Source organism: Paraburkholderia sp. IW21, from assembly GCF_041321145.1.
Taxonomy (GTDB): Bacteria; Pseudomonadota; Gammaproteobacteria; order Burkholderiales; family Burkholderiaceae; genus Paraburkholderia.
The window spans coordinates 385,385-409,139 of record NZ_JBGGWA010000006.1; the positions used below are offsets into that span (position 1 = coordinate 385,385).

Annotated in this window: 20 protein-coding genes; 8 read left to right on the top strand and 12 right to left on the bottom strand. The window is 63.6% G+C overall.

Annotated features, from left to right (window positions below):
• The first annotated feature begins 141 nt into the window (after window positions 1–141).
• On the top strand, window positions 142–2,106 hold the full coding sequence (gene prpR, locus ACAX43_RS17430) for a propionate catabolism operon regulatory protein PrpR (RefSeq protein ID WP_370709649.1): 1,965 nt from the start codon (window positions 142–144) through the stop codon (window positions 2,104–2,106).
• Here the strand turns inward: prpR and ACAX43_RS17435 are convergent.
• The 11 genes from ACAX43_RS17435 to ACAX43_RS17485 all read right to left on the bottom strand — a co-directional run bounded on the left by ACAX43_RS17435 (window position 2,063) and on the right by ACAX43_RS17485 (window position 14,643).
• Complete coding sequence (locus ACAX43_RS17435) at window positions 2,063–2,461, bottom strand: helix-turn-helix domain-containing protein (RefSeq protein WP_370709650.1); 399 nt, start codon at window positions 2,459–2,461, stop codon at window positions 2,063–2,065. The two genes, prpR and ACAX43_RS17435, sit on opposite strands and share 44 nt — an antisense overlap.
• Complete coding sequence (locus ACAX43_RS17440) at window positions 2,458–3,627, bottom strand: NAD(P)/FAD-dependent oxidoreductase (protein ID WP_370709651.1); 1,170 nt, start codon at window positions 3,625–3,627, stop codon at window positions 2,458–2,460. Before ACAX43_RS17440 ends, ACAX43_RS17435 begins: the two co-directional genes overlap by 4 nt.
• Complete coding sequence (locus ACAX43_RS17445; RefSeq protein ID WP_370709652.1) at window positions 3,624–4,994, bottom strand: FAD-dependent oxidoreductase; 1,371 nt, start codon at window positions 4,992–4,994, stop codon at window positions 3,624–3,626. The genes ACAX43_RS17440 and ACAX43_RS17445 overlap by 4 nt, the downstream gene beginning before the upstream one ends.
• Window positions 4,979–5,293, bottom strand: a complete 315-nt coding sequence (locus ACAX43_RS17450; RefSeq protein WP_370709653.1) for a (2Fe-2S)-binding protein — start codon at window positions 5,291–5,293, stop codon at window positions 4,979–4,981. The genes ACAX43_RS17445 and ACAX43_RS17450 overlap by 16 nt, the downstream gene beginning before the upstream one ends.
• Window positions 5,290–7,134, bottom strand: coding sequence for an ABC transporter ATP-binding protein (locus ACAX43_RS17455; RefSeq protein ID WP_370709717.1), 1,845 nt, complete (start codon window positions 7,132–7,134; stop codon window positions 5,290–5,292). The genes ACAX43_RS17450 and ACAX43_RS17455 overlap by 4 nt, the downstream gene beginning before the upstream one ends.
• Window positions 7,134–8,081, bottom strand: a complete 948-nt coding sequence (locus ACAX43_RS17460; RefSeq protein ID WP_370709654.1) for an ABC transporter permease — start codon at window positions 8,079–8,081, stop codon at window positions 7,134–7,136. The genes ACAX43_RS17455 and ACAX43_RS17460 overlap by 1 nt, the downstream gene beginning before the upstream one ends.
• A complete protein-coding gene (locus ACAX43_RS17465) occupies window positions 8,078–9,031 on the bottom strand; it encodes an ABC transporter permease (RefSeq protein WP_370709655.1) in 954 nt (317 codons plus the stop codon). Before ACAX43_RS17465 ends, ACAX43_RS17460 begins: the two co-directional genes overlap by 4 nt.
• A 123-nt stretch (window positions 9,032–9,154) precedes the next feature.
• Window positions 9,155–10,771: an ABC transporter substrate-binding protein gene (locus ACAX43_RS17470; RefSeq protein ID WP_370709656.1), complete on the bottom strand. Its 1,617-nt coding sequence runs from the start codon at window positions 10,769–10,771 to the stop codon at window positions 9,155–9,157.
• 67 nt (window positions 10,772–10,838) lie between these two features.
• Window positions 10,839–12,113, bottom strand: a complete 1,275-nt coding sequence (locus ACAX43_RS17475; RefSeq protein ID WP_370709657.1) for an NAD(P)/FAD-dependent oxidoreductase — start codon at window positions 12,111–12,113, stop codon at window positions 10,839–10,841.
• Window positions 12,114–12,179: 66 nt separating this feature from the next.
• The gene (locus ACAX43_RS17480; protein ID WP_370709658.1) at window positions 12,180–12,848 is read right to left on the bottom strand and encodes a haloacid dehalogenase type II; all 669 of its coding nucleotides are present in this window, start codon (window positions 12,846–12,848) and stop codon (window positions 12,180–12,182) included.
• A gap of 304 nt (window positions 12,849–13,152) precedes the next feature.
• Window positions 13,153–14,643 (bottom strand): aldehyde dehydrogenase, encoded by a 1,491-nt coding sequence (locus tag ACAX43_RS17485; RefSeq protein WP_370709659.1) that lies wholly within the window; start codon window positions 14,641–14,643, stop codon window positions 13,153–13,155.
• Between the two features lie 279 nt (window positions 14,644–14,922).
• Between ACAX43_RS17485 and ACAX43_RS17490 the strand changes: the two genes are divergently transcribed.
• From ACAX43_RS17490 to ACAX43_RS17505, 4 genes are all read left to right on the top strand, one after another.
• Window positions 14,923–15,798 (top strand): GNAT family N-acetyltransferase, encoded by an 876-nt coding sequence (locus tag ACAX43_RS17490; RefSeq protein ID WP_370709660.1) that lies wholly within the window; start codon window positions 14,923–14,925, stop codon window positions 15,796–15,798.
• A 6-nt stretch (window positions 15,799–15,804) separates the two neighbouring features.
• Window positions 15,805–16,731 (top strand): 2-hydroxyacid dehydrogenase, encoded by a 927-nt coding sequence (locus ACAX43_RS17495; protein WP_370709661.1) that lies wholly within the window; start codon window positions 15,805–15,807, stop codon window positions 16,729–16,731.
• Between the two features lie 183 nt (window positions 16,732–16,914).
• Window positions 16,915–18,312: an aspartate aminotransferase family protein gene (locus ACAX43_RS17500; protein WP_370709662.1), complete on the top strand. Its 1,398-nt coding sequence runs from the start codon at window positions 16,915–16,917 to the stop codon at window positions 18,310–18,312.
• Between the two features lie 57 nt (window positions 18,313–18,369).
• Window positions 18,370–18,867, top strand: a complete 498-nt coding sequence (locus tag ACAX43_RS17505; protein WP_064265480.1) for an Lrp/AsnC family transcriptional regulator — start codon at window positions 18,370–18,372, stop codon at window positions 18,865–18,867.
• Here ACAX43_RS17505 and ACAX43_RS17510 read toward each other — a convergent pair.
• Window positions 18,864–19,802: a LysR substrate-binding domain-containing protein gene (locus tag ACAX43_RS17510; RefSeq protein ID WP_370709663.1), complete on the bottom strand. Its 939-nt coding sequence runs from the start codon at window positions 19,800–19,802 to the stop codon at window positions 18,864–18,866. The two genes, ACAX43_RS17505 and ACAX43_RS17510, sit on opposite strands and share 4 nt — an antisense overlap.
• 144 nt (window positions 19,803–19,946) lie before the next feature.
• Between ACAX43_RS17510 and ACAX43_RS17515 the strand changes: the two genes are divergently transcribed.
• From ACAX43_RS17515 to ACAX43_RS17525, 3 genes are all read left to right on the top strand, one after another.
• Window positions 19,947–21,029, top strand: a complete 1,083-nt coding sequence (locus ACAX43_RS17515) for a tartrate dehydrogenase (RefSeq protein ID WP_370709664.1) — start codon at window positions 19,947–19,949, stop codon at window positions 21,027–21,029.
• A 37-nt stretch (window positions 21,030–21,066) separates the two neighbouring features.
• Window positions 21,067–22,062, top strand: coding sequence for a succinylglutamate desuccinylase/aspartoacylase family protein (locus tag ACAX43_RS17520; protein ID WP_370709665.1), 996 nt, complete (start codon window positions 21,067–21,069; stop codon window positions 22,060–22,062).
• 406 nt (window positions 22,063–22,468) lie between these two features.
• Window positions 22,469–23,686, top strand: a complete 1,218-nt coding sequence (locus tag ACAX43_RS17525; RefSeq protein ID WP_370709666.1) for a porin — start codon at window positions 22,469–22,471, stop codon at window positions 23,684–23,686.
• The last annotated feature ends 69 nt before the right edge of the window (window positions 23,687–23,755 follow it).

The window sequence follows — 23,755 nt, forward strand, 5'->3', positions numbered from 1 at the left end:
TGCCTGATTTAACAAAAAATCATCTCCCGGCTCTACTGCCTCATGATTTCATAAGTGAAACCCTGATTTCAAATTCGAAAATGACGGGCGCATAATAAGCGACCTTCTCGCCTTTTTCACCTTGTAACGAGCCGCCTTGCCGTGAGCACGCCCCCCTTCGACCCCACCCAGCGCCCTCGCATCTGGGCTGTCAGCATCAGCCGCTTGCGCGATCTGTTCTTCGACATTGCCGGCGAGTATGTCGAACGCGCGGATCTACGCATCGTATCGCACGGCTTCGAAGATGCCGTGCACGAGGTCGACGTGGTCGGGACCGGGCGTCCGGATGTGGTGATCGCAGGCGGCTCCAACGGCGCGTATCTGAAAACACGTGTCGGCGTTCCGGTGGTGCTGATCAACCCAACCGGCTTCGACGTCATGCATGCGCTCGCACGAGCACGGCGCGACGGCGCGAAGGTTGCCCTCGTCACGCACGGCGACACGCCCGACGAAGTGCGGCGCTTCACGGCCGCGTACGGAATCGACGTGACGTTCGCTTCGTATCAGTCGGCCCAGGACGCGGAGAGCGTCGTTCTCGATCTGCGCGATCGGGGCATCGACGTCGTGGTCGGCCCCGGACTCGTGACCGACCTTGCCGCGAATGCCGGCATGGGCGCGGTGTTTCTCTATTCACGCGCATCGGTGCGCGCCGCGTTCGACACCGCGCTCGAAGTCGCGCAGGCAACCCGCCGCGAAACGATTCGCCGCCAACGGCTCGACAATCTGCTGCAGCATCTGCGCGACGGCGTCGTCGCGCTCGATGCGCAAGGGCGTGTCGAAGCAATGAACCAACGCCTCGCCAGCGTGCTCGGCATCGATGCGGCACACGCGGTGGGCCGCGCCCTGCTCGACCTTGCCCCCGATCTCGCGGGCAGCTTGCCGGACGCGGACGGCGACGCGTTCTGCACGGTGCGCGGCGTGAGCTACGTCGTGCATCGCGGGCCGCTGGCGAGCAGCGGCGCGGCGGCCGGCACCGTGCTGACGTTTCAGGAATCGCGTGCGGTCGAACGGCTCGACCGCACGTTGCGCTCGCGGCAGCGCGTGCAGCAGTTCACTGCGCGTTACCGGATTGGCGATATCGTCGGCGCATCCGAATCGATCGAACGGGTCCGCACACTCGTGCAGCGCTACGCCAAGTCGGATGCCACCGTGCTGATTCTCGGCGAAAGCGGCACCGGCAAGGAAATGGTTGCGCAGAGCATGCATCAGCTGAGCGCGCGGCGTGACTTCGCCTTCGTCGCCATGAACTGCGGCGCGTTTCCCGAGGCGTTGCTCGAGAGCGAATTGTTCGGCTATGAGGAAGGCGCGTTCACCGGTGCGCGCAAAGGCGGCAAGGCGGGGTTGATCGAAGTGGCGCACCGCGGCACGCTGTTTCTCGATGAAATCGCCGAAATGCCGTTGTCGCTGCAGAGCAGGCTTTTACGCGTGCTGCAGGAGCGTGAAGTCGTGCGGCTCGGCTCGACGGAGCCGACGCGGGTGGATATTCGCGTCGTCGCGGCGACGCATCGCGCGTTGACCGAGGGCATCGAGGCGGGCAGCTTCCGCGCGGATCTTTACTATCGGCTCAACATTCTGAGTATCGCCTTGCCGCCGCTGCGCGAGCGGCCGACCGATCTGCTGCCGCTCGCCGCGGAACTGCTGCTGCAGTCCGCGGCACGCGAGCCGAGGCTGGCGGCTCGTTTACCCGATGCGGACGCCGCTCGACGCGTTGTTACAGGTCTCAGTGAACCGCTACGGCATTATGCGTGGCCTGGCAACGTGCGCGAATTGCAGAATGTGATCGAACGGATCGCGGTTGAACTAGCAGACGCGGATTCTTCCGATGGCACCGCGCTAGAAACCGTGCTCACGCGCGACATACTGCGCACGGTCGCGCCTGAAATTTTCGAGCAGCCCCTGGCGCGTACGAAGAAAGCGGCGTTGACGTTGCGCGAACGCAGCCGTCACGTGGAAGCGGACGAAATCCGTGCCGCCCTGGCCGCGTGCGACGGCGATCGCGACGCGGTATGCCAGGCGCTCGGCATCAGCAAGACGACCTTATGGCGGAAACTGAACGCGGCGCAGTAGGCTTAACGACGCCGCCATGCTTCGCCGCGTTCGCCCCGGCGCGCTCGATAAACATGCTGGGCGTCATCCCACAGCATCGCTTGAAATGCCGTCCGAAATGGCTCTGATCGAAAAAGCCGACCTCGGTCGCGACGACCGACCCAGGCACACCTTCGAGCAACAAGGTCTGCGCCCGCTGAATCCGCAGCCCGCAGAGGTAACGGTACGGCGATGAACCGTACTGCTGACGAAACACCGTCGCGAAGCGCGACACGCTCAACGCGGAGAGCGCGGCGAGTTGCGCGAGCGTCACCGGTTCGTCGAAATGGGCTTCGATAAACGCCCGGGCGGCATTGAGGCTAAGGGTCTGTTTCATGACGTCGCGATGGTCGAGCGGGGCGCAGCTTGCTTCGCGAACCGCGTGACGGAAAACACGTCGAGCGGAATCTCCGTACTGCCCGTGTCGACGAGTTCGGCCAACGTTTCACCGACGCCCGGCCCGATCTGGAAACCCGAACCGCAGAAACCGAACGCGTAATAAAGACCGTCGACCTTGCTGCTCGGACCGATCACCGGTTCGCCGTCGGGCAGATAGCTTTCCACGCCGCTCCATACGCGAATCACATGCAGCGGCGCCGTCGCGGGCACGAGCCGTCGCAACTGCGCGAGTTGACGCACCGTGTTGCGGGGCAGGACCGATGCGCGGCACGTCACGGCGTCCGCCGGCCCACCGGGACCGCCGCCGAGAATGATATTGCCGCGCGGAATCTGGCGAAAATAGATGCTCTCTTCCTTGATCGATGTGAATACACCCATCGACGACTTGAACACATACGGCACCGGCTCGGTCACGGCCATCTGCGGCCCGCTTGTTGTCAGCGGAACAGGTTCATCGAACTGTTCGGTGAGGCGGCTCGCCCAGGCGCCCGCGCAGATCACGAGTCGCGCCGCCCAATACACGTCGCCACGTGCGCTCTCCACGCGAAACCGGGCGCCGTCTTTTTCGACGCGCACGATCTCGGTGTTCTCGATCACCCGCGCACCGAGCCGCGCGGCAGCGCGCCCGAATGCAGGTGCGGCGAGGCGTGGGTTCGCGTGACCGTCGAGTGGTGAAATCGATGCCGCCAGCACCTCGCGCCCGAGAAACGGAAAGCGTTGGAACATGGCCTCGCCATGCAGCACGTTGAGGTCGAGATCGTAGGTGCGGGCGTCGATCGCATACTGATCGAAATTCTCTACGTCCTTCTGGTGGTAGCACACGCGCGTGTGACCCGACGCGAGAAACTCGATGTCTTCGCCGAGCAGTTCCGACGCGCGTTGCCAGGTGCGCAGCGCGCGGTTCGCCATCGCCAGTTGCGGCAGCGCGCGGCCCTGCCGACGAATGCCGCCGAAGTTCACACCGCTCGCCTGCTGCCCGGTGAGTCCACGCTCGAGCAGGATCACCGAACGGTTACGCTGACGCAGGAAGAAGGCGGTCGTCGTGCCCATGATGCCGCCGCCGATCACGATGACATCGGCTTCGTTCGCGGGTGTCGCGCTCATTCGCCCACCTCCTCGGCAAGCGCCACAGGCAACGGTTTGACAGGTGCCTGGCCGCGCAGCCGTCCCACCGAGGACAACGGCACCGAGGCCGCCGCCGCGATGATTTCCGCGCCGGCGTGGCCGCAATAGCGTCCCTGGCAACGTCCCATGCCGACGCGCGAAAACGCTTTCGCGCGATTGGCTTCCTGGGCGCCGATCGCATGCACGACACGGCGCAATTCACCGGCCGTTATCGCCTCGCAGCGGCAGACGATCGTTTCATCCGGGAGCGCAGCGGCGAATTTCGCGGGCCACGGGAAGGCTTCCCGCAAGCCTGCGGCGAAGCGCGTGAAGCGCGCGAGTTCGGCGCGCAAGCGCTCCACGCCTTCGACGTGGATGCCGTGATCGCGCAATACTGCCAGCGCCGCAAGGCGCCCCGAGCGTTCGGCTGCATCCGCACCGCGTACTCTTGCGCCATCGCCCGCCAGATAGACGCCCTTGATGCTGCTGCGGCCGTCGTCGTCGATTTGCGGAAGCCACTGCTGCGTGTTGTCGTCGAACAGGAAGCGGCACCCTGCAAGGTCCGCAAGCTGCGTTTCGGGACGCAGGTGATAACCGAGTGCGACCGCATCGCACGCAAGCGCTAACCGCTTGCCGCCGGGCAACGCAACCTCGACGCCGCTTACCCCGTCTTGTGGCGAACCTTTGATTTCCAAAGGTTGCACACCGCGATGAACCGGCACGCGCGCGTGGGCGAGCACACGCGTCAATGCAACGCCCTTCTTCAGCGCGGCAGGAATCGCCAGCAAACGGGGCAGCGCTGAAACGCGCTGCATGAACGTCGACGTATCGAGCACCGCCGCCACCTGCGCACCCGCCTTCACGTATTGCGCCGCCACGAGATACAGCAGCGGACCGCTGCCCATCATCACAATGCGCGAGCCAATCGCACAGCCCTGCGATTTCAGCGCGACCTGCGCACCGCCGAGGCTGTATGTGCCGGCCTGGTGCCAGCCCTTGACCGGCATCAGCCGGTCCGTCGCGCCACTGCACACAATCAGGGAATCGAACGTCAGCGTCTGATAGTGCGGTCCGCGCGCCAGATGCACGGTGTTCGGCGAGATATTCCAGACCAGCGTCTCCGGCAGATAATCGATACTGCCTTTGAGCGCATCGAAGCTCTGATGCAGCGACGCGGCGCGCTCAGCCTCCGTGCCGTACAGCGTCGCGTAGCTGCGCGAAAACCCCTCCGGTTGCCGTCGATAAATCTGGCCGCCGTCACGCCGCCCTTCGTCGATGACAGTCGGCCGCAGCCCGGCTTCGACCAGCGCCTGCGCGGCGCGCACGCCCGCTGGCCCGGTCCCGACGATCACTACACGCGGGGCCATACACCCTCCCCGGCAACAGCCAGCTTCGTGACGATCGACATGCCAGGCACAGCGGCCGTACTGCATGCCCGCATGCGTTCGCCTTGCGCCGTCCAGACCCAGCAGTCCTGGCATGCACCCATCAAACAGAAACCGGCGCGGCGGCCGTCGCCGAATTCGGAATCGCGCAACGTGCTCACCTCGGTCAGCAGCGCGACCATCAGCGTGTCGCCCTCGGCGGCCTCGCGCACGACGCCGTCCACGGTAATCGGAAAGGTCTTGCGGCCCGTCTCCGCGAGCCGTACAAATCGTCCGCTCATACCGGTGTCGCCTCCTCGGTCTGCAAGCGATTCAATTCCGCCGTCGGATGATGGCAAAGAATTTCCGCGCCCGAGGGCAGCTTCTTCATGGACGGCGGCGTCATATTGCACATCCCGTCGATGCGCACCGGGCAGCGCGCGCGGAACGAGCACAACTCGGGATTGTCGACACTCGGCCCCAGCGGCGGCAGCGCGGCAGAACCGATCACGCGGCGTGCGTCGAGCCAGCCGGGTTTCAAAGCGGGAACCGAATCGACCAGCAATTCCGTATACGGGTGATATGGGGGCGCCGCGAGCACGTCGCGCTGCCCCGCTTCCACACGATGCCCCGCATACAGCACGATCACTTCGTCGCAGATCGCGCGCACGGTCGAAATGTCGTGGCTGATGAACATGTAGGACACGCCGAGTTCGCGGCGCAATTCGGCCAGCAGGTCGAGGATCGCCGCGCCGACCACCGTATCGAGCGCGGACGTCACTTCGTCGCAGAGGATCAACGCGGGATCGGCGGCGAGCGCGCGCGCCAGATTGACGCGTTGCTTCTGGCCGCCGGAAAGTCCGGCCGGCGTGCGCATGGCGATCGACGCCGGCAGTTGCACCAGATCGAGCAGTTCCAGCATGCGCTTCTTCGCCGCCGCGCCACGCAGATGATGGTAGAACGCGAGCGGCCTGCCCAGGATATCCGCGATCGAATGGCTCGGGTTCAGTGCGGTGTCGGCGTTCTGGAACACGATCTGAATCTGCCGGTATTGCTCCGGCGTGCGGCGCGACAGTTGTGCGGGCAACGGCTCACCGTTGAAGAACACCTCGCCCCCTGCGCGGTCAACCAGGCCTGCCACCACGCGCGCGAGCGTCGTCTTGCCGGAGCCGGATTCGCCGATCACGCCGAGCGTGCTGCCGCGAGGGATCGACAGGCTGACGTCGTCGAGTACACGCACGGCGGGCGCGCCGAAGCGATCGATCCGGCCATAGCCCGCCGACAGGCCGCGGATTTCGAGCAGCGGCGGGATGAGGTTGCCAGTGGCCACGGGCGTGTCCAGCGCGCCTTCAGGACGGCGCGTGGCGGCCAGCAACTGACGCGTGTAGGCATCCACAGGCGCATCGAGCACTTGCGCGACCGCGCCGTTCTCCTTCACCGCGCCGCCGTTCAACACGACGATGCGGTCCGCCATCTGCGCGACCACGGCAAGGTCATGCGATACATACACCGCGGTCGTACCCAATTCGCGGATCACTTTCTTGAAGGCCGCGAGCACTTCGATCTGGGTGGTGACATCGAGCGCGGTGGTCGGCTCGTCGAACACGACCACAGCCGGGTCGGTGATCAACGCCATCGCGGCCATCAGACGCTGCAACTGGCCGCCGGACACCTGATGCGGATAGCGGTCGCCGATCGTCTCCGGCGCAGGCAGCGCGAGCGCGCGAAACAGGTCGATCGCTTTCGTGCGCGCGGCGTCTTTCGTCATCAACTGATGCAGCAAGGCCGGCTCGGTGACCTGGTCCATGATGGTGCGCGACGGATTGAAGCCCGCCGCCGCACTCTGCGCCACATAAGCAACGGTCCGCGCCCGCAACGCGCGACGTCCCTTCGCATCGAGCGACAGCACCTCCACATCGCCGATGCGCACCGAACCGCCGCTGATCGAGCACCCCGCACGCGCATAACCGAGCAGGGACAGCGCGATAGTCGTCTTACCCGAGCCCGACTCGCCGATCAGCGCGAGCACCTCGCCCTTCTTCACCGAAAAATCGACACCCTTGACGATCTGCGTCACCGGCCCCGGCGCCGCACCGGCGACGACCCGCAGGCCCTTCACTTCAATCATGTCCCGGTCAGCCATCATGCACCCCCATGGCTACGGCCACGACGCCGCAGGTTGTCGATCAGCAGATTCATGCCGATCGTTAGCGTCGCAATCGCGACGGCCGGCATCAGGACGGCGGGTGCGCCCTCGGACAAGCCGCCAATGTTCTCGCGCACGAGCGAACCCCAATCCGCGTTCGGCGGCTGCACGCCGAGGCCGAGGAAACTCAGCCCGCTCAGCAACAGCACGATGAACACGAAGCGCAGGCCGAAATCGGCGAGCATCGGATGAATCATGTTCGGCAGCACTTCGACCCGCGCGATGTAGAGAATGCCCTCGCCGCGTGCTCTCGCCACCTGCACATATTCGAGGCCCATGAGATTCACCGCGAGCGAGCGCGAAATGCGGAAGGCGCCGGGGATATAGGCAAGCGCGGCAACGGTCGTCAGCATCGTGATCGACGAACCGAACGCGGCGATCACGACGAGCGCGAGTACTTTGCTCGGAATCGAGATGAGCGCATCGAACAGACGGCTCAGGATTTCATCGACCCAGCGTCCGGACACCGCGGCGAGCAAACCGAAAAACGTGCCAATCACGCTGGCGAGCACCGCGGCAGCCAGCGCGAGGCCGACCGTGTAGCGCGTGCCGTAGAGAATCCGGCTCAGCATGTCGCGGCCAAGATAGTCGGTGCCGAGCGGATATGCCGCACTATAGCTGCCGAAAATTTCTGTCGACGTCAGCGCGCCGCCTTTATACGGCGCGACCAGCGGCCCGATAAACGCGACCAGCAGCCAGAAAGCCACCAGCACGAGACCGATCAGGCCGAGCACGGAGAAGCGGTGCACCAGCCTCTTCAACACGCCCTGTTTCAGCGCGGCCGCGTCTACTGCTGGCGGCTCGACGGCGGGTTGATCGCGGCTCATGTCGTACAGCTCCGTGCCGGGGTGAGGAACGTGGGGATTGGTAGGTCGGCTCATCATCGACGCAGCCTCGGGTTGGATACGATTTGACACAGGTCAGCGATCAGCACGAGTGCGAGATACGCCGCGCAGAACACCATCACGCAACCCTGCACGAGCGGCATGTCGCGGTTCGTGACGGCGTCGACCATCAGGCTCGCCAAGCCCGGATAGTTGAAGATCGACTCGACGATCACCACGCCGCCGAACAGATACGACAGGCTCAGCGCAACCGCGTTGGCAATCGGCCCGATGGTGTTGGGCAATACGTGCCGCAGCACCACGCGCGCGGGCGAGGCACCCTTGAGCACCGCCATTTCGACATATGACGAGTTGAGCTGATCGAGCACCGCGGCGCGCGTCATGCGCGCCATCTGCGCGACGATCACGCAGCACAGCGTCATCACCGGCATCGCGTAGATGCGCAGCAGCGCGCCGAACGAATGCACCTCGGAGAGATACGACAGCGCGGGCAGCCAGCGCAGCTTGACGGCGAAGATCAGCACGGCGATCGTCGCGATCAGGAATTCCGGCACCGCCACCGTCGAGAGCGTGAGCACGTTGAGCGTGCGGTCGAGCAGCGAACCGCGAAACATCGCCGACGAAATGCCGATCAGCAATGCCACCGGCACCGAGACCAGCGCCGTCAGACCGGCCAGCACCAGCGAGTTCGGCAGGCGCGTGGCGATCAGCTCGCTGACCGGCAAGTTGTTCGACAGCGAGGTGCCGAAGTTGCCGCTGACAATATGAATGAGCCATTCGACGTAGCGTTGCAGCGCGGGCTGGTCGAGGCCGAACTGATGCCGCAATGCCGCGACGGCTTCGGGCGTGGCTGCCTGGCCGAGGGCCTGTTGTGCGGCATCGCCGGGAAGCAGCCCGGTGATGGCGAACACGACCGCCGAGACCAGCAGCAGCGTAAGCAGCGCGAGGCCAAGGCGCGCGGCGATGAGTCGTTGCGCATGTGCTTTCATCGAGAGTCGCCTTCCAGGTTGAAGCCGCACGCCGCTTGATGCGCGGCGCGCGTGTTGCCGGGTTCAACTTTCCAGTTCGCCAGACTGGAAACCCTTCGTTACTGCTAGTCAGACGGGGCCGGCTCAGGCCTCCAGCCAGACGTTTTCCGCGAACATGAAACCCATCAGCCCGGCCAGCGGAATCGAGCCGAGGCCTTTGAGTTTCGTCGTGTAAGCATCGAGCGAACTCTGGAACAGCGGAATGCCGATGCCGCCGGTTTCATGCACCAGCACCTGCATGTCGCCGTAAATCTTCTTGCGCTTCGCATCGTCCGGTTCGCCGCGTGCCGCAACCAGCATCTGGTCGAACTTCGGGCTCTTCCAGTTCGCTTCGTTCCACGGCGCGTCCGACTTGAAGAACTGCGTGAAGATCACGTCGGCGCTCGGACGCGCATTGACCGAGCCGAAACCCAGCGGATGCTTCATCCAGTGGTTCGACCAGTAGCCGTCGGACGGTACGCGCGACACCTGAAGATTCAGACCGGCTTGCGGCGCCACCTGCTGAAGGAACATCGCCATTTCAACCGACCCTTCCGCCGCCGGCGACGCGAAAATCTGGATCGGCGCGCTGCCGACTTTAGCCTTCTGGAAATGGAACTTCGCTTTGTCCGGATCGAAGGTACGCTGCGGCAAACCCGCCAGGTAGTACTTGTTGGTCGGATCGATAGGCTGGTCGTTGCCGATCGCACCGTAACCCTGAAAGATCGCCCGGCGCATCTGCTCGCGGTCCTGCAGGTACATCATGCCTCGACGAAAATCGTCGTTGCTGGTAATACCGCCTTCGTCGCGAACAATCAGGTCGGTGTACTCGCCCGTCTTCGTCTCCAGCACGGCGAAGCCACCGGCGCTCTTGATCTGGGCGGTCGAGCGCGGGCTCACCGCGTTGATCAGTTGCACGTCGCCCGAGAGCAACGCGTTCACGCGCGCCGATTCGTCGCCGATACCGATCAGTTCGACTTCGTCGAGGTGCGGCAGACCCGGTTTCCAGTACTTCTCGTTCTTCACGCCGACCGTGCGCACACCCGGCAAGAATTCCTTGACCTTGAACGGGCCGGTGCCGACCGCCGTTTTGAAATCCTTGGTGCCGTCCTTGATGATCTGGAAATGCGACGTGGCGAGAATCACCGGCAGATCGGCGTTCGGACCTTCCAGCGTGATCGTCACTTCGTTCGGGCCCGTCGCCTTGACTTCCTTGATCTGATCGGCAAGCGTCTTCGCTTTCGACGCCGTCGCCGGATCCTTGTGCCGCATGATCGAATACACGACGTCCGCGGGCGTGAGCGGCTTACCGTCGTGGAACTGCACACCCGTGCGCAGCTTGGCGACCCACACCGTCGCATCTTTCGTATCGAGCGAGGTGGCGAGCGCCATCTTCGCGCCGAGATGCGAATCGAGTTCAGTCAGGCAGTTGTAGAACATGAAGCCGCGGACATAGTCCGTTCCCAGCGCGCCCTTCGCGGGATCGAGCGTGTCGGCGGCCGATGCGGACTGCGTCGCCACACGGATCTTGCCGCCCTGCTTCGGCTTCGCCTGCGCAAAAGCCGCACCGCTCGCGGTCAACAAGCCGGCGCCTGTTACCGACATCATGCCGGCCGCGGCCATCGCGCGCAGCACGTCGCGCCGCGACGCGCCTTTTGACGTCAATCGCTCCAGCCCGGTGTCGAGTTGAAGAGCGTCATATTGCGAGTTTTCCTTATTCATCGAACTTCTCCGCGAGGGTGACAGGGATAGCTGCGTGGTTTTTAACGGCAAATACAACAATGAAGAATCAATAGAAAATGTCTTTGATGCGGTAGTACGTCCCCACCAGCGGCAAGAACCAGGGTTTGCCGGTGTGGCCCGGAATCGCGGGCCACTCGGACTCGCGCCACGGATTACGCTCTTCGTGGCCGTCCATCACGTCGGCCATCACCTGGCCCATGTGCGTCGACATCTGCGTGCCGTGGCCGCTGTATCCCAGCGAGAAGTAAATCCCGTCGTGTTGCCCGGCATGCGGCAGACGGTCGGCGGTCATGTCCACGAGGCCGCCCCAGCAGTAGTCGATGCGAGCGTGCGCCAGCATCGGGAACATCGCGGCGAGACCTTGTTGCAGAATCCGTCCGCTCTTCGCGTCGGAGGGCCGCTCGGACGCCGTGAAGCGCGCGCGGCCACCGAACAGCAGACGCGAATCGGGTGTCACGCGGAAGTAGTTATGCATCAGGCGCGTGGTGGTGTACGCGCGCCGTTTCGGAAATACCTGTATCAACAGGGCGGGCGGCAAGGGCTCCGTCACGACGATGAACGAACCCACCGGCGCGAGACGCCGCCGGTACCAGCCGAACGGACCATGCCGCGACGGACCGGTGGCGATCAGCACCTGCTTCGCGCGCACTTCGCCGCGTGCGGTGGTGACCTTGAAGCCGCTGCCGTCCTTCGCGATAGCGGTGACCGCGGCATTTTCGTAGAGCTTCGCGCCATGGCGCACTGCGGCATCGGCGAGGCCGACCGTGAACTTGCCCATATGCATCTGGCCGCCATGCCGTTGCAGCAGTCCGCCGTAAAAACTGTCCGACTGGATTTCGCTGCGGATACGCTCACGACCGATTAGTTCGATATCCGTATCGACTTCGCGCCGGATCAATTCCGCCGTCTTCTCCAGATGCGCAAAGTGATGCGGTTTCGACGCCAGCTTCAGCTTGCCGGTGGCGATGTAATTGCAGTCGATGTTTTCCTCGCGAATCAAACGCTCGACCGTGTCGACCGCATCCGAAAACGCGCGGTAGCAGGCACTCGCCCGCTCCACACCGAGTTGCGCGACCAGCGCGACGAAATCCTGCGCGACGCCGGTATTGACCTGGCCGCCGTTGCGCCCGGATGCGCCCCCGCCGATCCGCCCCGCGTCGAGCACCGTCACCGAGGCGCTGCGCTTACCCAACGCCTGCGCCGCCGACAGCCCGGTGAAGCCGCCGCCGATCACGGCGACATCGGCCTGGCCTTCGACCGGTCCTTCACACGCCGAAACGAACGGCGGTGCGGTGTCGAGCCAATAGGAATCGAGCTTCATCCGGTCTGTCCTTGAGATGGGCAATGAGCGAGGCGGTAGCGAGTCAACTGTGCGCGCAACCGGCGCTTACAGGCCGAGTTCCGCAGCCAGATGCGGAATGTCGTTGACTTCGTAGTATTGGTAGTACGGCGTCGATGGTTCGTGGCCGCGCTTGACGAACGCCTTGTGCTTGATACCCAGGTCGTGCGCGGTCATCAGGTCGTAGCGCAGGCTCGACGACACGTGCAGCACGTCTTCCGGATTGCAGTTCAGCTGGTCGAACATGTATTCGAAGCCTTGCATGCGCGGCTTGTACGACTGCGCCTGCTCGGCGGTGAAGACCGCATGGAACGGCGCGCCGAGCTTGTCCACGTTGCTCTGGATCTGGTTGTTCGATGCATTCGACAGTATCACCAGCTTGTACTTCTTAGCGAGACGCGAGAGACCTTCCGGCACGTCCGGATGCGGACCCCAGGTCGGCACGGCCAGGTAGATCTTCTCTGCTTCCTTTTCGTCGAAGTCGACGTTCAGGCGCTTGCAGGCGCGGCGCAACGCGTTGACCACCACGTCGCGATACGGTTTCCATGCGCCGAGCACTTCGTCGCGGCGATAGCCCGCGTAGAACGCGACCAGTTTCTCCAGATCTTCGGTGTTCAGCACGTGGCCGAACATTTCGCGCGTCATGTCGGCCATACGGAACTTCGTGAGCGTGCCATAGCAATCGAAGGTGATGTATTTCGGTTCGAATTCGATCATGGTGCAGTCCTATCGTTGGGGTGAACTCGCGGTGAGCTCAGTGGCGAAAACAGAGCAACTTTGTTGCATGGGACCGGAGTAACAAGCTTTGCATGGGATCGGAGTAACGCGCTAACTCCGGTCGACAAAGCTCATTCCTGTAAAAGATTTAATCAGCGCAAAAACATAGATGTTCCTGATTCGAGCGCCGCCTGCGATACAAACCATGCGTTTTGAGGCCGTTGCGCAGCACAGTCTGCGGTAGGCGGCTGGAAGCCCTGCCGGTGCTGGCTTTGCGGTGCGCACACCGAAAGCCAGCACGCATTCAAGGCCGCAAATCGATCAGCACGCTCTTGAAGCGCAGGTTCGCCTCGTAGGCCTCGTGGCCGAGGTCCTTGCCGACGCCGGAGCGCTTGTAGCCGCCCGTGGGGATCATGAAATCGGAGGTGCGCCCGTAGCGATTGACCCAGACCGTCCCCGCTTCAAGGCCGCGCACGAAACGCAGTGCCCGGCCAAGGTCGGCTGTATGCACGCCGGCGGCGAGGCCGTACTCGGGATGCTGGGCGAGCGCGAGCGCCTCTTCCTCGGTGTCGAAGGTTTGCAGCGTCAGCACCGGACCGAATATTTCTTCGCGCACGGCTTCGGAGTGGGCGGTGACGTCGGTGAGCAGCGTTGGGGTGTAGAACACGCCGGCGACACCGCCGTCGGCCCGCACGCCGCCATGGCGCAGCGTCGCGCCCGCATCCAGCGTGCGCCCGACGATCCCTTCGATACGCGCCGCCTGCGGCTCGGAGATGATCGGCGAGAGTGTCGTACCGGCGGCCCACGTCGCGCCGGGTTTCAACTCGGCAAAAATCTTGCCGATGCGATCGGCTAGTGGCTCCGCAAGGCTGCGCTCGACCAGCAGACGCGAGCCCGCCACGCACACCTGGCCGGCATTGCCCGTGATGGCGCCGGCGATCCGGCGCGCCACATCGTCAAGACGGCGCGCGTCGGCGAAAACGATTTGCGGGCTTTTGCCACCCAGTTCGAGCGTGACCGGCTTGGTGCCGCTATTGGCGCAGGCCGCCATGATCGCGGCGCCCGTCCGCGTGGAGCCGGTGAAAGTCACCTTGCTGATCTTTGGATGGCGCACCAGTTCGTCACCGGTGACACGGCCATCGCCCTGAATCACGTTGAAGATGCCGGCCGGCACGCCCGCCTGCACGGCCAGTTCGGCGAGCCGCAACACCGAGAACGGCGTCATCTCGGAAGGCTTCAGCACAACTGCGTTACCCGCCGCCAGTGCGGGTGCAATCTTCCAGGACGCCATCACAAGCGGGAAATTCCACGGCGCGATCGCACCGATCACCCCGTAGGGTTCGGCGATCGTCATGCCGAGATGATCGTGATCGGTGGCCGCCACGTCGCCGCCCAGCTTGTCGGCGAATTCGGCGTAGAAGCGGATGCCCTCGGCGGTGAACGGCACGTCCCAGCCGATTGCCTGAGCGATCGGACGTGTCGAGCCGAGCGCTTCCAGACGGCCTAGCGCGGGCGCATCGGCTTCGACCAGATCGGCGAACCGGCGCAGAATCTTTGCGCGTTCGCGCGGCGCCATGCGCGCCCAGCCGCTGCTTCTGAAAGCCTGCCAGGCGTTCTCGACTGCGCGATCCACCCTCTCGGCGTCGGCGAGCGGCACGGATGCGTAGATCACGCCGTCCGAGGGGCGCGCGACCTCGATGCGGCGTTCGCCGCCCCGCATGTCAGCATCTACATACTCGCCGCCGATGAAATGCCCGCTGCGAATCGCGACGTCGTCCGGATTGAAGCTATCCATAAGAAAGGTTTCCTGTGTGACTGGCTGGGGGTCCCTCGCGGCGCGTCTTTACAACGCCGCCGCCATGACAAAATCGTAGAGCCGCGGGCGTGGCATATGTCGCCGACAAAAATCCCCGCGCAGCAGAACACGCTTGTAATGCGTGCCCAGACTGGGCGTTTTGCATCGATTTGCGATGCGGCCCTTTCGAGCGCACCGGATAAAAAGATCGTCCTAGTCACACCGCGCACCGGATGACACAGTGACGGCGTAAGTCTTTAGTCATTCAGGGAGTACGGCGTGTCCGATTCGATTACCTATAGACGCTTCACCCACGACGACGTCGCCGCCGCCCACGCGCTAACGGTTGAACTCAAATGGCCGCATCGCGCGGACGACTGGAGATTCGTCGCGCAGTTGGGTGCCGGCTTCGTCGCGGAGGACGCGAGCGGCGTGATCGGCACGGCTCTGTGCTGGAAATACGGCACCGACCGGGCTTCGCTCGGGATGGTGATCGTGTCGCCCGCCCAGCAAGGGCGTGGCATCGGCAGAAAACTGATGGATCTGGTGCTGGAAGAACTCGGCAGCCGGGTCACGTTTTTGCACGCCACCACCGCGGGCCAGCCGTTGTATGAAAAGCTCGGCTTTCGCACGGCCGGCACGCTGGATCAGCATCAGGGCGCGGCGTTTCAGCCGCCGCTGGTTTCCTTGCCACCAGGCGAGCGCCTGCGCCCGCTCGGCTCGAACGATACGGCGCGGCTGGTCGAACTGGCCTCGCAGGCGAGCGGCCTGGACCGCGGCGAAGTGTTGCCCGCGCTGTTGAGCGCGGCCGATGGTATCGCGCTCGATCGCGACGGCGAACTGGTCGGCTTCGCTCTGTTCCGCCGCTTCGGCCGGGGTTTTGCGATCGGACCGGTGGTCGCGCCCGCGTCGGAGGATTCGAGCCGCGCCAAGGCGCTGATCAGCCACTGGCTGGCGCTCAACGAAGGCGTGTTCGTGCGCATCGACACGCCGGGCGAGAGCGGGCTGACCGAATGGCTGGAGCAGATGGGGCTGCCGCGGGTGGATACGGTCGTCAAAATGGTTCGGCATGCCGCACCGGTGGATCTCGCGGGCGGCGGCGGCAAAGACGCGCCTTATCTGCAATACGGCATCATCAACCAGGCGATCTGCTGATCCATCATGGCCTTCCTTTATAAAGCCGACCCGGCGCGCGGCGCGCAATGGGCGAAACTCTTCGCGCAAAAGGCGCCGGATCTGCCGTTCCATATCTGGCCCGATCTCGGCGATCCGGCCGAGATCCGCTACCTGGCGGCCTGGCAACCGCCGGAAGATGCCACCCGCAGCTTCCCTAACCTGGAAGTCGTGTTCTCCGTCGGCGCGGGCGTCGACCAGTTCGACCTGTCGGGCGTACCGGCGCATGTGCCGGTCGTGCGGATGATCGAACCGGGCATTGTTGAAGGGATGGTCGAGTACGTCACGCAGGCTGTGCTGACGATTCATCGCGATCTGTTCGACTATGGTCTTCAGCAACAGCAGCAGATTTGGCGTGAACTGCCTCTGAAGCCGGCCAGCGGCCGCCGCATTGGCGTGCTCGGCCTCGGCGTGCTGGGCACGGCCGTGCTGGAGAAGCTGCGATTATTCGGCTTTGCATGCGCGGGCTGGAGCCGTTCACTGCGTGAGATCGAGGGCGTGGATTGTTATGCGGGTGAAGGCGCGTTGGACGAATTTCTCGCCCGCACCGACATCCTGATCTGTCTGCTGCCCCTGACGCCTGCCACGCGCGGTCTGCTCGATGCGCAGTTGTTCGCGAAGCTGCCGCGCGGGGCGTCGCTGATTCAAACGGGGCGCGGTCCGCATCTGAATCAGCACGACCTGCTCGCGGCGCTGGACAGCGGCCACCTGCACAACGCGATCCTCGACGTCACCGATCCCGAGCCGCTGCCCGCCGGGCATCCGTTGTGGATGCATCCGCGCGTACGCATCACGCCGCATATCGCCAGCGCGACGCGGCCTGAAAGCGCCGTCGAAGTGGTGCTCGACAATCTGCGCCGCCATCGCGAAGGCCTGCCGATGCTCGGTCAGGTTGACCGGACCTTGGGATATTGAGCGCGGCGCGGACTAAATTGCCCAGGCGCCGTAGCTTTTCAGCGTCCGCAGCAGAAAATGCTAATGCCATGCATCAAAACGCGTCGTGCGCGCTTTTCAGGCAATTGTTTAGGTGAGCAGGCAATCGTCGTGGGTCAGTAGTATGGAACGGTCAACAGCCCCTTTCCGCGACGAGAAACCACCATGCCGATTCATTCGCTCATCGAAGCCGACCGCAAGCATCTGATCCACCCGGTTATCAATTACCGCGCGCACGAAGCCCGCGGTGTCACCATTCTCGAGTCCGCCAGCGGCGCGTTTCTGCGCGACGCGGCGGGCAACGAATTGCTCGACGCCTTCTCCGGCCTGTGGTGCGTGAATGTGGGCTACGGCCAGCAAAGCATTGTCGACGTCGCCACCGAGCAAATGAAGAAACTGCCCTACGCGACCGGCTATTTCCATTTCGGCTCGGCGCCGGCGATCGAACTGGCGCAAAAGCTGGTGGATGTGTCGCCCGCTTCGCTGCAGCACGTCTATTTCACGCTCGGCGGTTCCGATGCCGTCGACTCCGCGATCCGTTTCATCACGCACTACTTCAACGCCACGGGCCGTCCGTCGAAGAAGCACATCATCGCGCTGCAACGCGGCTACCACGGCTCGTCGACGATGGGCGCGGGGCTCACCGCGCTGCCCGCATTCCACCGCCATTTCGATCTGCCGCTGCCGAACCAGCACCATCTGCCGTCGCCTTACGCGTACCGCAACGATTTCGCCGACGACGCCGCGCTGATCGCCGCCTCGGTGGCCGCGCTCGAAGCGAAGGTGGCCGAGCTCGGCGCGGATAACGTCGCGGCGTTCTTCTGCGAACCGATTCAAGGCTCGGGCGGTGTGATCGTACCGCCGGTCGGCTGGTTGAAAGCGATGCGCGAAAGTTGCCGTAAGCTCGGCATTCTGTTCGTCGCCGATGAAGTCATCACCGGCTTCGGCCGCACCGGTCCGCTGTTCGCCTGCGAGGGCGAAGGCGTCGAGCCGGACATGATGACGGTGGCAAAGGGCTTGACTGCGGGTTATGCGCCAATGGGCGCCGTGCTGATCTCCGACGAAATCTATCAAGGCATTGCCGACGGCGACGCCGAAGCGGTTGTCGGCCATGGCCACACGTATTCGGCGCATCCGGTCAGCGCGGCGATCGGTCTCGAAGTGCTGCGTCTCTATCACGAAGGCGGTCTGCTCGCGAACGGCGTGGCGCGCGCACCGCGTTTTGCCCGCGGCCTCGACGCGTTGCTCGCGCATCCGCTGGTGGGCGACTCACGTCACCGCGGCCTGCTCGGCGCGCTCGAACTGGTATCGGATAAAAACAGCAAGGCGGGCTTCGATCCGTCGCTGAAACTGTCCGAACGGATCGCCGCCGCCGCATATGAAAACCGCCTGATTTTCCGCGCGTTCGGCGACAATATTCTCGGCTTTGCGCCCGCGCTGTCGTACACCGAGGCGGAGTGCGATCTGATGTTCGAGCGCCTCGAAAAAACCCTCGACGACGTTCTCGCGCAAGCCGATGTCCGGGCCGCGCTGAAGGTCAAAATTCATGCCACTGCGTGCTAGAGTAGAGGACCCCCTTCGAGACCCTCTTTCACCCATCGCCGGAGCGATAACGTTACGATGAGCAGCGACTGCAAGCTAGACCGGATTGACCTGCGCATACTTTCACAGTTGCAGAAGAAAGGCCGCATAACCAACGTCGAGCTTGCCGACGCGGTCGGCCTTTCGCCCAGTCCTTGCCTGATTCGCGTCAAGCGTCTGGAGAAAGCCGGCTACATCATCGGCTACGGTGCGCAGATTCAACTCGAGAAGCTCGGCGACGTGCAGATCGTGTTCACCGAAGTCACGCTCGCCGATCATCGGCGGGAAGACTTCATCAAGTTCGTCAATGCGATCAAAGATGTCGACGAAATCGTCGAGTGCCACCTGGCAAGCGGCGGCTACGACTACCTGCTGAAGTTCGTCACGCGCAGCGTGAGCCACTATCAAAGCATCGTGGAAGGCCTGCTGGAACGCGATATTGGCATCGAGAAGTACTTCAGCTACGTCATAATCAAGTCGCCGTTCGTGAAGAGCCATTACCCGCTCGAAACGCTGTTCTCGCAGAACCACAATTAGGTTGTCTGCACCGCCGGTGTTTCCGCCGGCGGACTCCATTGCGCGAACTCCTCGCTCAGAAAGTCGACGCACACCCGCACCTTCGCCGACTGCGCGAGCCGTGCCGGATACACCGCCCACAGGTTCGCCGGTTGCGTGACCTCGGGCAGAATCTGCTGCAACTGGCCGCTATCCAGCAGCGGCCGCACATCCCACATCGAGCGCAACACGATGCCGCGCCCGGCCAGCGCCCATTGCACCGCCACCTCGCCGTGATTGGTCGACAGCGGTCCCGTGACCTTGATCGACGCCGCTTCGCCGCGCACCGTCAAACGCCAGAGGCCGAACGGATGGTCGCGCTCCTTGATCGCGAGACACGCATGCGACGACAGATCGGCGAGTTGCCGCGGCGTGCCATGCCGCGCGAGATAGCCGGGCGACGCACACAGCACGCGATGATTCGACGCGAGCCTTTTGGCAATCAGATGCGGTGCGATCTCGTCGCCGATGCGGATATCGAGGTCGAAGCCTTCACCGCCCACGTCGACGAGATGATCGAACAGATCGAGCCGCACGCTCAGTTGCGGATACCGTTCGGAGAAGCGGGCCAGTGCGGGCGCGGCGAAACGGCGGCCAAAGCCGAAGCTGCTGGAGATGCGCAGCTTGCCGCCGGGAATGCGGCGCGTGGTGGAGACGTCCTCCACCAGTTGATCGACATCGTCGAGAATCTTTTCTGCCCACGTGTAGACGCGCTCGCCCGCCTCGGTAATCGCAACGCGCCGCGTGGAACGGTGCAATAAACGCGTACCGAGCGTAGTCTCGAGCACATTGATGCGTTTGCTGACGTACGCCGCGGACACCGATAGTGCCTCCGCCGCCGCGCTGAAACTCGATTTGCGCGCCACCTCACAAAACACGCGCAAATCGCCGAGATCGGGTGACGGGACGGCATTCATAGGTCGCTTGATCGCAAATGAGTTTGTACACGAATCGTGCACAGTGGCTTAACTAAAGCGACCATTTTAGGCTTAAACAGCAGGAATAAAATAACCGCTGTCAAATCGTTGAATCGTCGAAAGCCCCAACGGAGGAGCAGCAACATGTCGAAGAAATATCGGATTGCGGTCATACCCGGCGACGGCATTGGTGTCGAAGTGATGCCGGAAGCCATTCGCGTGCTGGACGCAGTGAAAAAACGCTTCGGCATCGAGCTGGAGTATCAGCACATTGAATGGGCCAGCTGCGACTACTACGCGAAGCACGGCAAGATGATGCCGGACGACTGGAAAACCCAACTGCAATCCGCCGACGCGATTCTGTTCGGCGCAGTCGGCTGGCCCGACACGGTGCCCGACCATATCTCGCTGTGGGGGTCGTTGCTGAAGTTCCGGCGCGAATTCGATCAGTACATCAACCTGCGCCCGGCCCGGCTCTTCGCCGGCGTGCCTTCGCCGCTCGCGGGCCGCAAAGCCGGCGACATCGACTTCTGGATCGTGCGCGAGAATACAGAAGGCGAATATTCGTCGGTGGGCGGCGTGATGTTCGAAGGCACGGAGCGTGAATTCGTGCTGCAGGAATCCGTGTTCACGCGGCACGGCAGCGAGCGCGTGCTGAAGTTCGCCTTCGATCTCGCGCAACGGCGCGAACGCAAAAAGATCACGGTCGCAACGAAGAGCAACGGCATCGCGATCAGCATGCCGTGGTGGGACAAATGCGCGGCGGGCATCGCGGCGCAGTACCCGGATGTGACGTGGGACAAGCAGCACATCGACATTCTCTGCGCGCGCTTCGTGCTGAGCCCGGATCGCTTCGACGTTGTGGTCGCAACCAATCTGTTCGGCGACATCCTGTCCGATCTCGGGCCGGCCTGCACCGGCACGATCGGCCTCGCGCCTTCCGGCAATCTGAACCCGGAACGCACGTTTCCTTCCCTGTTCGAACCGGTGCACGGCTCGGCGCCTGATATCGCCGGCAAGAACATTGCCAACCCGATCGCGATGATCTGGTCCGCCGCGATGATGCTCGACTTCCTCGGCAATCACGAGGGCAAGGAACGCGAAGCGCACGACGCGATTCTCGCGGCGATCGAAGCAACCCTGATCGAAGGCCCGCATACCGGCGACCTTGGCGGCAAGGCGAACACCACCGAAGTCGGCCACGCGATCGCGGCAAAACTCGCCTGACCTTTTCGAACCAATACCTCTCTGAGGACACTCTCGAATGAGCATCGAAGCCTATCCCATCGAAGTCGAATTCCCCGATATTTCGGCACACGAGCAATCGTCGTCCGGTATCGCCTACGTCCATACGTTCGACTCGGGCGAGCCGGGACCGCATGTGATGATCAACGCGCTGACGCACGGCAACGAAGTGTGCGGGGCGATCGTCGTGGACGAATTGCTGCGCCGCGCTCTAAGGCCGCGCCGCGGACGCCTCACGCTTTCCTTTGCGAACGTCGATGCTTATCAGCACTTCGATCCGGCGAAGCCCGACGCGGCCCGCTTCGTCGATCAGGACTTCAATCGCGTGTGGACTGCGGCAGTACTCGACGATACGTCGCGCACGTCGAGCGAATTGGCCCGCGCACGCGAAATGCGACCGGTGATCGACACGGTCGACGCGCTGCTCGATCTGCATTCCATGCACGAAAAGAGCAAGCCGCTGATCGTGGCAGGACCGCTGCAGAAAGGCATCGCGCTGGCGGTGCGTCTCGGCACACCCGCCACGGTGATCTGCGACGAGGGCCATCCCGAAGGCCGCCGCATGCGCGACTACGAAGGCTTTGGCACCGCCGATAGCGCGAAAAACGCGTTGCTGATCGAATGCGGACAGCACTGGGAACATAGCGCGGTAGCCGTGGCGCGCGACACGACCGCTCGTTTCCTGCTGCTGGCGGGCGTGATCGACGAAGCCGATCTGCCGGACGGCTGGCTTGCGCCGCTGCCGCCCATTCAGCACATTGTCCGCGTGACGCAACCGGTGGTCGCGACCAGCATGGATTTTCGTTTTGCCGCACCCTACACCGGCCTGGAGATTATTCCGGATGCCGGCGCGGTGATCGGCTGGTCGAATGGCGAAGCGGTGGTCACGCCTTACGATAACTGCATGCTGGTGATGCCCTCCCTGCGGCAACTGCGTCCAGGCGTCACCGTCGTGCGGCTCGGCAAGATCGAACAAACCGTCACGAACACAAATACGAACACGAGCGGCCGATGAATCGGCGCATGCACATTCAAAAGGTAACGTGAAGATGAAGGTTCAAGCAGGCCGAAATGATGCACGTCCTCGCGGGACGCGGCCGCTTCACGCCCGATAACAAAGAGCGCCGCTCCCACCGGCGCTCGTCACCCCACTCCCGGCGCACGCGCTGCGCCGCGGCATCCGCAGTCATTCCCGCTGTCCCCCGCCATCCCCCAGTACTCCCTGTGTTCCACCCGATTCGATGTGCATCTGCAACATAGTCGGGTAATCCCGCGTTGCCCGTCATTGTCAAATTACTTACAGTTCCGCGTGTTCGCACAAAGAAACGTAGTTCTATATACGAACAAATTCACAAAAATTTTGACGACCGGGTCGCCTGACTTTCTCGCTGGTCAAGGCAGGTCGAATTGGAGAGCACCTCATGAATCGCAACATCGCTATGACCCGGATCGCCTGCGCGATCGCCGCCTTGGCCAGCGCGCCTGCCTTCGCCCAAAGCAGCGTCACGCTGTACGGCATCGTGGATGCGGGTATCGGCTATCAAAGCAGCCAGACGTCCCTCGGCTCGACTTCGGGCGGTAAATCCGCCGTCAAGATGATCAACGGCGTATGGGCGGGCAGCCGCTTCGGCCTGAAGGGCGCGGAAGATCTCGGGGGCGGTACCAAGGCCGTCTTCCAGTTGGAGTCCGGTTTCAATTCCACCACCGGCGCGCAGCAGTACACGAACGCGCTGTTCGGCCGCCAGGCATGGGTGGGCGTGACGAATTCGACCTACGGTACGTTCACCGCTGGCCGTCAATACACGGCGTACTATTCGCTGCTCTCGCCGTATAGCCCGACGACGTGGCTCACCGGCTACTACGGCGCGCACCCGGGCGACGTCGACGCGCTCGACACGATCTACCGCGCGAACAATTCACTGGTCTATACATCGCCGAAACTGTACGGCTTCACGTTCAGCGGTTCATATTCACTGGGCGGCGTGCCGGGCAGCCTGAACCGCGGCTCGACGTGGAGCGGCGCGGTTCAGTATCTCAACGGCCCGGTTGGCGTCGCGGTCGGCTTCATGCGTATCAACAATTCGACGCTGGGTGGCGGCGCGTACGGCGCGGATTCGACCGTGTCGAACAACGGCGCGCAACCGGGCGTGTCGGCGGTGACCAACGGCTATCAGACGGCGCAGGCGCAGCAGCGCTTCGCGGTGACCGGCGGCTACAACTTCGGCAACGGCTGGGACGTGTCGGCCGCCTACTCGAACGTGCAGTACATTCCGGGTGTAGGCTCGAGCTTCCGCGATACGGCGATCTTCAACACGGCCGGCGTCGTGCTGCACTGGAAGCCGACGGTTGCATGGGACTTCGCGACGGGCTATAGCTACACGCGCGCAACGAAGGCAAACGGCATCACGAGTTCGGCGCAGTACCAGCAGGTCAACCTGTCCGAGTACTATGCACTGTCGAAGCGCACCGGCCTCTATGCATTGCAGGCGTTCCAGCGCACCAACGGCAATACGCTCGGCACGGCCGGTTCGGGCCACATCATCACCGCTACGGCAACGATCGGCGATGGCTTCCAGAGCGCACCGTCGTCGTCGCGCAGCCAGTTCGCTGCCGGCGTAGGCATCGTGCACCGCTTCTAGGCGGCACACGATCGTAAAAGAACGGAAGGCTCGCGACGGCGAGCCGTGACGGCCAGCCTTCCCGTATTC